Origin of the sequence: Mobilicoccus massiliensis, from assembly GCF_000826525.2 — a bacterium.
Lineage (GTDB): Bacteria > Actinomycetota > Actinomycetes > Actinomycetales > Dermatophilaceae > Mobilicoccus > Mobilicoccus massiliensis.
The window spans coordinates 177,228-189,114 of sequence record NZ_LN651328.1 but is presented as its reverse complement, the minus strand read 5'-3'; the positions used below and the strand labels follow the sequence as shown (position 1 = coordinate 189,114).

The 11,887-nt window shown below is 71.6% G+C and carries 12 protein-coding genes and 1 tRNA gene; 10 read left to right on the top strand and 3 right to left on the bottom strand.

All coding sequences use genetic code 11. The features are described from left to right. The first annotated feature begins 83 nt into the window (after nt 1-83). Nucleotides 84-157, top strand: a tRNA-Thr gene (locus BN1197_RS06910). 334 nt (nt 158-491) lie between these two features. Here the strand turns inward: BN1197_RS06910 and BN1197_RS06905 are convergent. Together BN1197_RS06905 and BN1197_RS06900 are read right to left on the bottom strand one after the other, a co-directional pair. Continuing rightward, complete coding sequence (locus BN1197_RS06905; RefSeq protein ID WP_040157605.1) at nt 492-734, bottom strand: hypothetical protein; 243 nt, start codon at nt 732-734, stop codon at nt 492-494. Further along, entirely contained in the window at nt 731-964 is a 234-nt protein-coding gene (locus BN1197_RS06900) for a ribbon-helix-helix protein, CopG family (protein WP_040158030.1), read from the bottom strand. Before BN1197_RS06900 ends, BN1197_RS06905 begins: the two co-directional genes overlap by 4 nt. A gap of 761 nt (nt 965-1,725) precedes the next feature. Here BN1197_RS06900 and cutA point away from each other — a divergent pair. After that, on the top strand, nt 1,726-2,058 hold the full coding sequence (gene cutA / locus BN1197_RS06895; RefSeq protein WP_040157602.1) for a divalent-cation tolerance protein CutA: 333 nt from the start codon (nt 1,726-1,728) through the stop codon (nt 2,056-2,058). 80 nt (nt 2,059-2,138) lie between these two features. On the opposite strand, the gene BN1197_RS06890 is transcribed toward cutA, so the two are convergent. Further along, nucleotides 2,139-2,687, bottom strand: a complete 549-nt coding sequence (locus BN1197_RS06890; RefSeq protein WP_040157598.1) for an inorganic diphosphatase — start codon at nt 2,685-2,687, stop codon at nt 2,139-2,141. Nucleotides 2,688-3,136: 449 nt separating this feature from the next. On the opposite strand from BN1197_RS06890, the gene dacB reads away from it, so the two are divergent. The 8 genes from dacB to folK all read left to right on the top strand — a co-directional run bounded on the left by dacB (nt 3,137) and on the right by folK (nt 11,826). After that, on the top strand, nt 3,137-4,378 hold the full coding sequence (gene dacB, locus BN1197_RS06885) for a D-alanyl-D-alanine carboxypeptidase/D-alanyl-D-alanine endopeptidase (RefSeq protein ID WP_052466140.1): 1,242 nt from the start codon (nt 3,137-3,139) through the stop codon (nt 4,376-4,378). A gap of 75 nt (nt 4,379-4,453) precedes the next feature. Next, on the top strand, nt 4,454-5,545 hold the full coding sequence (locus tag BN1197_RS06880; RefSeq protein WP_052466138.1) for a zinc-dependent metalloprotease: 1,092 nt from the start codon (nt 4,454-4,456) through the stop codon (nt 5,543-5,545). A gap of 78 nt (nt 5,546-5,623) precedes the next feature. Continuing rightward, the gene (gene tilS, locus BN1197_RS06875) at nt 5,624-6,622 is read left to right on the top strand and encodes a tRNA lysidine(34) synthetase TilS (RefSeq protein ID WP_040157597.1); all 999 of its coding nucleotides are present in this window, start codon (nt 5,624-5,626) and stop codon (nt 6,620-6,622) included. 40 nt (nt 6,623-6,662) lie between these two features. Continuing rightward, entirely contained in the window at nt 6,663-7,214 is a 552-nt protein-coding gene (gene hpt, locus BN1197_RS06870; RefSeq protein ID WP_040157595.1) for a hypoxanthine phosphoribosyltransferase, read from the top strand. 314 nt (nt 7,215-7,528) lie between these two features. Beyond that, nucleotides 7,529-9,553, top strand: coding sequence for an ATP-dependent zinc metalloprotease FtsH (gene ftsH, locus BN1197_RS06865; RefSeq protein ID WP_040157592.1), 2,025 nt, complete (start codon nt 7,529-7,531; stop codon nt 9,551-9,553). Further along, nucleotides 9,531-10,115 carry a GTP cyclohydrolase I FolE gene (gene folE, locus BN1197_RS06860; protein WP_040157589.1) on the top strand — a complete coding sequence of 195 codons (585 nt, stop codon included), beginning with the start codon at nt 9,531-9,533 and terminating at the stop codon, nt 10,113-10,115. Before ftsH ends, folE begins: the two co-directional genes overlap by 23 nt. 14 nt (nt 10,116-10,129) lie before the next feature. Next, nucleotides 10,130-10,936 carry a dihydropteroate synthase gene (gene folP / locus BN1197_RS06855; RefSeq protein ID WP_040158023.1) on the top strand — a complete coding sequence of 269 codons (807 nt, stop codon included), beginning with the start codon at nt 10,130-10,132 and terminating at the stop codon, nt 10,934-10,936. Continuing rightward, nucleotides 10,933-11,826: a 2-amino-4-hydroxy-6-hydroxymethyldihydropteridine diphosphokinase gene (gene folK, locus BN1197_RS06850; RefSeq protein WP_040157587.1), complete on the top strand. Its 894-nt coding sequence runs from the start codon at nt 10,933-10,935 to the stop codon at nt 11,824-11,826. The genes folP and folK overlap by 4 nt, the downstream gene beginning before the upstream one ends. The last annotated feature ends 61 nt before the right edge of the window (nt 11,827-11,887 follow it).

Sequence of the window (11,887 nt, the reverse complement as noted above, 5' to 3'; positions counted from 1 at the left end):
GCCGGTCGCCCTGCCCCGCTCGGTTTTTGGTCGGGGCACCCGCTTTGCTATCGTTGGCCGAGCACGTGTTCGCGCAGGTGCATGCCGCTTTAGCTCAGTCGGCCAGAGCGATTCACTCGTAATGAATAGGTCGTCGGTTCGATTCCGACAAGCGGCTCAGAAGGCGCCCTCGACTTCGGTCGGGGGCGTTTCTGCTGCTCAGGGTCGTGTGAAGCCAGGAGGGCGACAGCGCGACGACGAACGCCTGGATTCGCGAGTCTGGCCGGAATCAGCGTTCCGTGGGCACTATTTGGGCACACAGGTCGTCCCTCCTGTGCCGAGCCAGCCCGTCAAGGGCGCTGACTCCGTCGGCGCGGGTCAGCCGCCGCCTGGCGGTCGGCGCTGCGCTGCGGCCTTCGGCGGTTCTCGCGCTCGGCCGCCCCCAGGACGCGACGAGAGGGCGCCCACGGAATCGCAGACACCCTCACGACTTGCAAGATCGACGGGCAGGGTCAGGGCAGCAGCCCCCAGTACTGACGTCGCGCCGGCATCGCGTGAATGACCAGCTCCTCGCCGCCCTCGAACACCAACACCACCGTCTCGAGCAACCGAGCCCGAGTGTCGAACCCAAGCCTCAGTTCCCGATGAGGCCACTCCTCATCCTCCAGAGGCTCGATCCACTGGGACCAGGTCGCTGCCTGCTCGACATCCTTCGCCGCTACGCCGTGCTTCAGCGCGCTCGGATGCAGTCTCACGCCGCGAACTCGGCCAACGCTCGCCGGATGGCCTCAGAGCGGCTCACCTGCTCGCGCTCAGCAACCGCGTCGATGGCTGCAAGCTCATCTGCCGTCAGACGCACCGCCACTACCTGAGATGCCTCCGCGGCGCGGCCGGGCCGACCCCGCCCACGCCGCTTCAACGTCTCGACGTCATACCCCGCCTCGGCTTCAGAGACCCACTGCTCGATCCGACCTTCGCTCACCATGCCTTCACCGTAATACGAAAACGCGGTTTGCAACAGGAAGCCGGAGCCATGCGCGACCGAGGGAGCGCGACGCCGCACCGCCGACCCGACGACCGAGCATCCGCTGGACTCCGCGTCCGCATTGAGGGCGCTCCTTCGTCGCGTCGCTCCGCGATGGCTTCGCCATCCTTGACCGGAGCACTCCGACCGGCTCTTGTGCTCTGCACCTCGAAGCCGTTCCGGCCGCCACCGTCGTCGTGTCCGGCGTCGGCGCCCGTCGAGCGACCTCGAGCTCCCGCCGCTGTGCAGAACTCGCGCAACAAAGACCGGTCAGTCAGGGCGGTCTAGACAGGGGTAGGCGTATCGGCCCTGGTCAGGAGCTTGCACGATCTGAGGGTGCCGAGACTGACCGGTCTTTGTTGCGCGAGTGTGTCCCTCCCGCGCCTCGTCGTGCTCGGTGAGCGGGTGGTGGTTCGTTGCCGGTCGATAGTCCGACTGCCGCGGGGCCCTCAGATCCGTATCGCACTCCTCATATTCGGGGAGTCCACGAGAACTGCAGGGGTGGACGGCCCGGTTCGGGGGTCTGCGAGGGATGCCAGGGGCCATATCGGGCGTCGGCAGCGCGCTTACGGTCCAATCCGGTCCCGTCGTCTTCCGTGCCAACGCTGGAACGCGGGCCTCCGCCCGCCGCCGAGCAACCCCATCCACTCGGCGACACTGCGCCTCGGAGTCTGACACCCTGAACTCGGCCGTCCGTATCGCACTCACCGAGGGAGCCCGTCGTGGCCGATTGCGTGGAACTCGTCGTCACCGGTCCGGATGCCGAATGGGCCGCGGATCTCGCTCGCGTCCTCGTCGAGGAACGGTGGGCGGCGTGCGCTCACATCCTTCCGGAGATCCGCTCGGTCTACCGGTGGGAGGGGCGCATCGAGGACGCACCCGAGGCGCGCCTGTCGTTGCACACCCGCGCCGACCTCGTCGACTCCGTCGGCAGGCGTATCGCCGAACTCCACGAGTACGACGTGCCGTGCATCATGGCGCTCCCCATCACCGGCGGCCTACCGGCCTACCTCGACTGGATCGCCGAAGAGACGCGCCCGGCCACCACCTCCTGAACGCCCAAGGGTCCCGGCACGCAACGATCCCCCGCCACCAGCGGCGACGGGGGATCGAGAAGCGACGAACGAACGCAGGCTCAGTGCGCGTGCGGCGCAGGCCAGCGGCTCGTGGTGACGTTGTTCTCGCGAGCGCGGTCGACCGCCTCCTGGATGATGCGCTCGGCCTCGTCCTTGCCGGCCCAGTGCGCGCCGACGACCGACTTGCCCGGCTCGAGGTCCTTGTACGTCTCGAAGAAGTGCTGGATCTCGAGACGGTCGAACTCGCTGACGTCGTCGAGGGTCTGGATGTGGATGACGCGCGGGTCCTTGGCGGGCACGCAGAGGATCTTGTCGTCGCCGCCGGCCTCGTCGCGCATGTGGAACATGCCGATCGCGCGGCACTCGATGAGCACACCGGGGAACGTGGGGGAGTCGAGCAGCACGAGGGCGTCGAGGGGGTCGCCGTCCTCGCCCAGGGTGTCCTCGATGTAGCCGTAGTCGCTGGGGTACTGCGTCGACGTGAACAGCATGCGGTCGAGCCGGATTCGCCCGGTCTCGTGGTCGACCTCGTACTTGTTCCGCTGACCCTTCGGGATCTCGACGGTGACGTCGAAGATCTTCGGCGAGGACGCCTCGGTACCGGTCATGCTCGAAACCCTCCTGAGGTGGCGACGTATTCTCGCAGCACAGCATGTCATGCACGGGGGCCCTAGGTGCCCCGACGGGCAGGGAATGCGACGGGGACCTCATCGGCTCCCCGCGCGAGCGAGCGGGGGAGAACCCGCGCAGGGGTCACAGGGGGTGAGGAGTCGGATGACGGCGCGCACGACGCGCGGGCAGCGCGTCACCGCGGGGGTGGCCGCAGCCTGCCTGCTGGCCGGCGGATACGTCGCCCTCGACGTGGCCGATGTCGTTCCGGGGGTGCTCACCACCGAGACCCGCGACGAGGCGCCATCCGGTCGGGAGCCCGAGCAGCCGGGCGCCCCAGGCGATTCCGACAGGATCGAGCCGTCCGCCCCATCTGCTCCCACCGCCCCGCCGCCCCTGTCCGCCCTGGCCTCGGCGGCGCCCCGCATCTTGAGCGCGGACGAGGTGGGTGCGGGCGCCGCCCCTGTCCGCCCTGGCCTCGGCGGCGCCCGCACCCACCTCGTCCGCGCTCAAGATGCGTCTCGCGCCGCTCCTCAAGGATCCGGCGCTCGGGCCCTCGATCGGGCTCGTCGTCCGCGACGGCGCGACCGGGCGAACCCTCCTCGACCACGACGGCGCCCGGCCACGCACCCCCGCCTCGACCGCCAAACTGCTCACGGCCGCGGCCATCACCCGTGTCGCCGACGGCCGGCACACCTTCGAGACCAAGGTCGTCACGGGAGCCACTCCGAACGACGTCGTCCTCGTCGCGGGTGGCGACACGCTGCTCGCCCCCGGTCGCGGAGACCGGAGCGCGGTCGCGGGACGCGCCGGCATCGCCGACCTCGCGGGGCAGGTCGCGACCTCGCTGCAACGTACGGGCGTGCGGTCGGTCCGCGTCCATCTCGACGACTCCTACGCTCGCGGCCCGGCCCTCGCCCCCGAGTGGGAGCCCGGCGACGTGAGCCTCGGACTCACCGGCCCGGTGACGATGCTCGGCACCACCGACGCCCGCGCCCTGCCCGGCCGTGCGGCCCCCGCCGATCCGGCGTTGCGTGCGACCTCTCTGCTCGCCACCGAGCTCGGCAGGGCCGGCATCGAGGTTCGAGGCCGTCCCGACCGGGCACCAGCCCCGGCCGGCGCCGCCCCGCTCGGCGCGGTGCGGTCCGCGCCGCTCACCGAGGTGCTCGCGCTCGCTCTCGACGAATCCGACAACGCGCTCACCGAATCCCTCGCCCGCAGCACCGCCGCCGCGCAGGGGGTCGAACCGACGTTTCCCGCGGTCGCCACGTGGGTCCGCACCGGCCTCGCCGACCTCGGAGTTCCCGTGTCCGGGGCCGAGCTCGTCGACACCAGCGGCCTCTCCCGAAGCACCCGCGCTCCCGCGAACGTCGTCGCCGATGTGCTCACGCTCGCGAGCACGGGGCAGGATCCGGCGCTCGCCGAGGTCGTCGCGCGCCTGCCCGTCGCCGGCCTCAGCGGCACCCTGTTCGACCGCTTCCACGGCCCCGGCGCCCGCCCCGCCGCCGGCCTGGCGCGGGCGAAGACGGGAACCCTCACCGGCGTCCACGCACTCGGCGGCACGGTGGTCGACGCCGACGGCCGACTGCTCGTCTACGCGGTGCTCGTCGATCGCGCCGGGGGAACGCTCGAGGCGCGTGCGGCGTTGGACCGCCTGATCGCGGCGATCGCGGCCTGCGGCTGTCGGTGACGCACATCGGCTGCCACAGCGTGACATCGACGCCACGCCCCGAGTTCGCTCGACCCCGATGAGAGGACACCTCCGATGACCGAGCAGGACATCACCCGGCGGGCATCCGCACCTGCGCCCTCGTTCGTCGACTGGGGACTCGCGAGGTCGACCGCCCGGCGACTCACCCCCTCCGGCCCGAAGGTGTCGGTCGCCGAGGCCGAACAGGCGGTCACCGAGCTGCGGCTCGCCTCCGCGCGCGCCCACGCCCCGGTCGCCGAGACGGCCCGCCTCGAGACCCCGGCCGATCTGCCCCCGGCCCTCGTCGTCGACCGGCCCACGTGGTCGGAGGTGAACATCGGGTCCTTCTCGGGGCTCATGGACCCGGTGGTCACGCGGATCGTCGAGCGCCCCGACCACACGATGCCCGCGCCCGTGAAGAAGGTCGGCGGCGCCCTCACCGGGGTCGAGGTGGGCAGTCTGCTGTCGTTCCTCTCGACCAAGGTCCTCGGCCAGTACGACATCGCCCCCGGCGGCCCGGCCGACGGGGCCCGGCTGCTCCTCGTGGCCCCCAACATCGTCGAGACCGAACGCGCGATGTCGGTGAACCCCACCGACTTCCGCCTCTGGGTGTGCCTGCACGAGGAGACCCATCGGGTGCAGTTCACGGCCAATCCGTGGCTGCGGGAGTACGTGGTGACCCGCTCGCGCACCCTGCTCGACGAACTCGCGCCCGACCTCGACACGCTGCGCGAACGCCTCGGGACGCTGGTCAGGGGCATTCCCGAGGCCTTCCGCGAAGGCGGCAGCGGATTGGTGACGTTGTTCACCACCCCCGAGCAACGACGTCGACTCGACGAGGTCACGGCGATCATGTCGTTGCTCGAGGGCCACGCCGACGTCGTCATGGACGAGGTCGGCCCCCGCATCGTGCCCAGCGTCGAGACGATCCGCGCTCGCTTCGAGAAGCGCCGCGACGGGCTCGGGCCGGCCGACATCCTCCTGCGCCGCGTTCTCGGTCTCGAGGCGAAGATGGCGCAGTACCGTGACGGCGCGAAGTTCGTGCGTGCCGTCATCGATCGCGTCGGCGTCGACGGCTTCAACGCGGTATGGACCTCCCCGCAGACCCTGCCCGCGCCCGAGGAGATCGCCGACCCGCAACTGTGGGTCGCGCGCGTCCACGGCTGATCACGTCTCGCCCGTCACCCCCGACGGATCTCAACGACGACCTCCAGCGACGAATCCGAAAGAACTCGAGGCCATCCCGTGCCCGGACCGCACCCCGCCGTCGCCGCGACCCGCCTCGCCGTGCGTCGTGCTCTGCGTTCGCAGGACCGGGGTGTGCTCGCGGCGGTGAGCGGAGGCGCGGACTCGCTGGCGCTCGCCGCCGCCGTCGCCTTCGAGTGCGATGCGCGGCGCCCGGCGGGACTGCCGATTCGCGCGGCGGCGGTGATCGTCGACCACGGGTTGCAGGACGGCTCGGCGCAGGTGGCCGCCCAAGCGGCGCAGACGTGCCGAGATCTCGGGCTCGGCGCCGAGGTCGTGCGGGTCGAGGTGGGTTCGGTCGGGGGCGGCGGCCCGGAGGCGCGTGCTCGCGCGGCCCGGTACGCGGCGATCGAGGAGGCGCGTCGCCGGGCCGGCGCGGACGTCGTACTGCTCGGTCACTCCCGCGACGACCAGGCCGAACAGGTGCTGCTCGGGCTCGCGCGTGGCTCGGGAACCCGGTCGTTGTCGGGAATGCCGCCCGAGCGCGGCGCCATCCGCCGACCCTTCCTCGCCCTGCCGCGCGAGACGACCCGCGCCGCGTGCGAGGCACAAGGTCTTCAGGTCTGGCACGACCCGCACAACCTCGACCCGCGCTACCGGCGGGTGCGCACCCGGCTGCTCCTCGCGGCGATCGAGGACGAGCTGCCCGGCATCGGCGCGGCCCTCGCTCGCAGCGCGGATCTGTTGCGCGACGATGCCGACGCGCTCGATGCGGTGGCCCGGCACCTGCGCGACCGGGTCGGGGAGTCGGAGTGCGAGGTGGCGGCCGTCGAAGGCGAGCCGGCCGCGATCCGGCGCCGGCTGTGGCGACTTCTCGCCCTCGAGCACGGAGTCCCGCCCGGCGACCTGCGCGCCGGCCACCTCGCCGACGTCGACGCGCTCGTCGCCGACTGGCACGGGCAGGGCCCGATCGACCTCCCGGGTGGGGTGCGGGTCTCTCGCCTCGCCGACCCCCCGCGCCTGGTCGTCGAGTGCGACCCGTCCCGCCGCGTCCGATAGCCTCGCCGCATCCGCTTCACGCACGCACGCAGGAGGAACCGTGGACGCCGAGCACATGGCGGGCGATCTCGAGCGAGTGCTCATCACCGAGGAGCAGATCCTCGCTCGGCTCGATGAGCTCGCCGCGGAGATCTGGCGCGACTACGAGGGCAAGGACCTGCTGCTCGTCGGCGTGCTCAAGGGTGCGGTCATCGTGGTCTCCGACCTCATCCGGGCCCTGCCGGGCACCGCACCCATGGACTGGATGGCGATCAGCTCCTACGGCTCGGGCACGAAGAGCTCGGGCGTGGTGCGCATCCTCAAGGACCTCGACACCGACATCACCGGCAAGGACGTCCTCATCATCGAGGACATCATCGACTCGGGCCTCACTCTGAGCTGGATCAAGGCCAACCTCGCCTCCCGCCAGGCCGCCTCGGTCGAGATCTGCACGCTGCTGCGCAAGCCCGACGCGGTCAAGGTCGACGTCGGCGTCAAGTACGTCGGGTTCGACATCCCCAACGAGTTCGTCGTCGGCTACGGCCTCGACTACGCCGAGCAGTACCGCAACCTGCGCTGCATCGGTCTGCTCGCTCCGCACGTCTACACCTGATCCCTTCAGCACCGATCTCCGCCTGCGCGGTCCGAGGACGGGGAGAGCGTCGCGGCCGGTGCTCCACGAGCCGGCAGGCGAGAGGAAAGCCGTTCCCGCGCGCGGTATCTCGCCGAGCGAGCCGCAGGCCCACCGGGGTCTGTCGGTGCCCCGGTGTACCGTCGTGCCAACGTCCCGCGCCGCCGTCGGCGCGACCCTCGACGCCACCGACAGATCGACGCCACCGACAGATCGACGCCACCGACAGATCGACGCCACCGACAGATCGACGCCACCGACAGAAGGGGCGGGGCACGATCAGGGCCCCGGAGCACATGAACGCCACGCGAATCGTCAAGAACCCGATGTTGTGGGTCCTTCTCGTCTTCGTCGTGGGTCTGGTCGTGCTCCAGCTCGGCACCTCAGGCGGTCCGCAGCGCGTCGACACCTCCAGGGCCGTGCAGCTCATCGCCGACGGGCACGTCAAGAAGGCGACGTTCCGTGACGGCGACCGGCTCGATCTCGAGCTCGCCGCGCCCACCGACGTCGGCACGGGCCGTGCCACGCGCGAGGTCTACACGATGTACGTCGAAGGACGCGGGCCCTCGCTCATGGATCAGGTGCGCGAGTCCGACGCGATCGGGGTCTACGACGACGAGCCGCCGTCCGACGGGTGGGGCGCCTTGCTGCTCGTCAACGTCCTGCCCCTCCTGCTGTTCGTGCTGCTCTTCTGGTTCCTCATGGCGCGCATGCAAGGCGGCGGGCGGCTCATGCAGTTCGGGCGCTCCAAGGCCAAGCTGGCCGACGGCGAGGGCAGCACGGTGACGTTCGCCGACGTGGCCGGCGCCGACGAGGCGGTCGAGGAGCTGTCGGAGATCAAGGCCTTCCTCTCCGACCCCGCCCGGTTCACCGCGGTCGGCGCCAAGATCCCCAAGGGCGTCCTGCTGTACGGGCCGCCCGGCACCGGAAAGACCCTCCTCGCGCGCGCGGTCGCGGGCGAGGCCGGAGTGCCGTTCTACTCGATCTCGGGCTCCGACTTCGTCGAGATGTTCGTCGGCGTCGGTGCGAGCCGGGTGCGCGACCTCTTCGAGCAGGCCAAGGCCAAGGCACCCGCCATCGTGTTCGTCGACGAGATCGACGCCGTCGGGCGTCACCGCGGTGCGGGCCTGGGCGGCGGGCACGACGAACGCGAGCAGACCCTCAATCAGCTCCTCGTCGAGATGGACGGGTTCGACGACGCGGCCGGGGTCGTGCTCATCGCCGCCACCAACCGCCCCGACATCCTCGACCCGGCCTTGCTGCGCCCGGGCCGCTTCGACCGCCAGATCGCGGTGGACGCCCCCGACCTGCGTGGGCGCGAGGCCATCCTCGCCGTCCACGGCGCCGGCAAACCCCTCGCCGAGGGGGTCGACCTGCGCGCGGTGGCCCGCCGTACGCCCGGCTTCACGGGCGCGGACCTCGCCAACGTGCTCAACGAGGCCGCCCTGCTCACCGCACGGGCCGGCGCGCGCGGCATCGACGACGCCGCCCTCGACGAGGCGATCGACCGGGTCGTCGGCGGCCCGCGCCGGCACACCCGGGTCATGAGCTCCACCGAGAAGAAGATGACCGCCTACCACGAGGCCGGGCACGCGGTCGTCGCGGCGGCGATGAACGACATGGACCCGGTCACCAAGGTGACGATCCTCCCGCGTGGCCGCTCGCTCGGGTACACGATGGTCGTCCCCGTCGACGAGCGGTACTCCACGAGCCGCAACCAGATGCTCGACCGGCTCGCCTACATGCTCGGCGGGCGCGTGGCCGAGGAGATGGTGTTCCACGACCCGACCTCCGGTGCCGCCGACGACATCGAGAAGGCCACCGGCCTCGCCCGCCGCATGGTCACCCAGTTCGGCATGAGCAGCCGCATCGGCGCGGTGCGCCTCGGGCAGGACGACGGCGAGGTCTTCCTCGGCCGCGACATGGGTCATCAGCGCGACTACTCCGAGGAGGTCGCGGGCCTCGTCGACCTCGAGGTGCGGCACCTCATCGAGACCGCGCACGACGAGGCGTGGCAAGTCCTGCACGAGAACCGCGCGCTGCTCGACCGGCTCGTTCTCGAGCTCATCGAGCACGAGTCGATCGGCGGAGCACGGCTCGCCGAGCTGCTCGCCGGCGTCATCCGCAGCCCCAGGCGCGCCGTCTGGTGCAGCGGCGACGGCCGCGCCGCGAGCGAGCTCCCGCCGGTTCTCACCCCGTCGGAACGCAGCGCGCTCGCGCGAGGCGAGGACCCACGCGAGTCCGAGCCCGAGACCGAGAGCCCACCCACCCAGATCATCGAGATACCCGGCGGAGGCCATGTCGATCCCCCCACCAGTTGATCTCGCGCGGGCCGAACGCGCCGTGCGCGAGTTGCTCATCGCCGTCGGGGAGGATCCCGACCGCGACGGGCTGCGCGACACCCCCGCCCGGGTCGCCCGGTCCTACACCGAGTTGTTCGCCGGCCTGCGTATGGACCCGGCCGAGTTGTTGTCGACGACGTTCGAGATCGACCACGACGAGATGGTGCTCGTGCGCGACATCGAGGTGTACAGCACGTGCGAGCACCACCTCGTGCCGTTCCACGGCGTCGCGCACGTCGGCTACATCCCCGCCAAGAACGGCCGGGTCACCGGCCTGTCCAAGCTCGCCCGTCTCGTCGACATCTACGCGCGGCGACCGCAGATCCAGGAGCGCCTGACCTCCCAGGTGGCCGACGCCCTCGTCGAGCACCTCGAGCCGCGCGGCGTCATCGTCGTCGTCGACTGCGAGCACCTGTGCATGTCGATGCGTGGGGTGCGCAAACCCGGAGCCCGCACGACGACGTCCGCCGTGCGCGGCCAGTTGCGTTCCGCCGCCACCCGCGCCGAGGCGATGAGCCTCATCCTCGGAGGCACACGGTGACCCGGCCCCTCGTCATGGGCATCGTCAACGTCACCCCCGACTCCTTCAGCGACGGCGGGCGCTGGTTCGACCCCGACGCAGCCGTCGCGCACGGCCGCGACCTCGCCCGGCAGGGCGCCGACATCCTCGATGTCGGCGGAGAGTCGACCCGGCCGGGCTCGCGACGCCCCGGCGAGGAGGAGGAGCTCGACCGCGTCCTGCCCGTCGTCTCCGCGCTCGCGGGGTCGGGCCTGCGGGTCTCGATCGACACGATGCGGGCGTCGGTGGCGGCGGCCGCGATCGAGGCGGGAGCCGAGATCGTCAACGACGTGAGCGGTGGGCTGGCCGATCCGCAGATGCTGCCTCTCGTCGGGCGGAAAGGCGCGACCTACGTCGCGATGCACTGGCGCGGTCACGGTGACTCGATGCAGCAGCGGGCCGTCTACGACGACGTCGTCACCGACGTGTGTCGCGAGATGAACGAGCGGGTCGAGGCCGCGCTCGCCGCCGGGATCGACCCGGAGAGGCTGGTGCTCGACCCGGGCCTCGGCTTCGCCAAGACCGCGGAACACAACTGGCAGCTCCTCGCTCACCTCGATGCGTTCTCGGGGCTCGGATACCGGGTGCTCGTCGGCGCCTCCCGCAAGACCTTTCTCGGTCGGCTCGGCGGGCGGGAGGAGCCCGTGCCGCCGACCGCGCGCGACGCCGCGACCGCCGCGACCTCCCTGCTGTGCGCCCAGGCGGGCGTGTGGGCGGTGCGGGTGCACGACGTGCCCTCGACGCTCGCGGCGCTGCAGGTGCACGAGGCCGTGAGCGCCTGGACCGACGAGGCCGCGTCGTGAGCGACCGCATCCGGCTCAGCGGCGTGTCCGCCTTCGGCACGCACGGCGTGCTCGACGCCGAACACCGCACGGCCCAACGATTCGTCGTCGACGTCACGCTCGAGCTCGACCTCCTTCCCGCCGGCCGCAGCGACGACCTCGCCGACACCGTGAGCTACGCCGACGTCGCCACCGACGTCGTGCGCATCGTCGAGGGTCCGCACGTCGACCTCGTCGAGACCCTCGCCGCACGCATCGCCGACGCGGCACTGGCCCGGGCGGGGGTCGAGGCCGTCGAGGTCGTCGTGCACAAGCCCGACGCCCCGATCGACGTGCCCTTCGCCGACGTCGCCGTGCAGATCCGGCGCGAGTCGGTGCACAAGGTCGTCATCGCCCTCGGCGCCAACGACGGCGACCCACGACGCACGCTGACCTCGGCCGTGCGCGCGGTGGCGGCCATCGAGGGGCTGCGGGTCGACGGGGTCTCCGAGCTCTTCGAGACCGACCCCGTCGGCGGCCCCGAGCAACCCGTCTACCTCAACGCCGTGCTCATGGGCCACACGCGCCTCGCGCCGCACACCGTCCTGCGACGGCTGCACGAGGTGGAGGCCGACCACGGCCGAGTGCGCCGGGTGCGGTGGGGGCCGCGCACGCTCGACCTCGACCTCGTCCAGCACGGAGATCCGCTCGCCGGGGACGACGTCGTCGTCGAGACCGAGTCGCTCGTGCTGCCCCACCCCCGCGCGCACGAACGGGGATTCGTCCTCGTGCCCTGGGCCCAGGTCGATCCGCAGGCGACACTGCGGATGAGGGGCCGGGCGGTTCCCGTCTCCGAACTCGTCGCGCGTCTCGACGCCGACGGCCTCCTCGCGGGCGTGCGCACCGCAGGCGCCTGGCATCCGGACTGGTGACCGCACTTCTGGACGCCGGCCGCGACTGAGTCGTCGTTCGGGCACGCCCCGTCCGCCCGAA

Coding starts and splice junctions, on each gene's coding strand:
- folE (WP_040157589.1), top strand. CDS start 9,531: ATGTCGATCCCCCCACCAGTTGATCTCGCGCGGGCCGAACGCGCCGTG.
- ftsH (WP_040157592.1), top strand. CDS start 7,529: ATGAACGCCACGCGAATCGTCAAGAACCCGATGTTGTGGGTCCTTCTC.
- BN1197_RS06890 (WP_040157598.1), bottom strand. CDS start 2,687: ATGACCGGTACCGAGGCGTCCTCGCCGAAGATCTTCGACGTCACCGTC.
- folP (WP_040158023.1), top strand. CDS start 10,130: ATGGGCATCGTCAACGTCACCCCCGACTCCTTCAGCGACGGCGGGCGC.
- BN1197_RS06880 (WP_052466138.1), top strand. CDS start 4,454: ATGACCGAGCAGGACATCACCCGGCGGGCATCCGCACCTGCGCCCTCG.
- BN1197_RS06900 (WP_040158030.1), bottom strand. CDS start 964: ATGGTGAGCGAAGGTCGGATCGAGCAGTGGGTCTCTGAAGCCGAGGCG.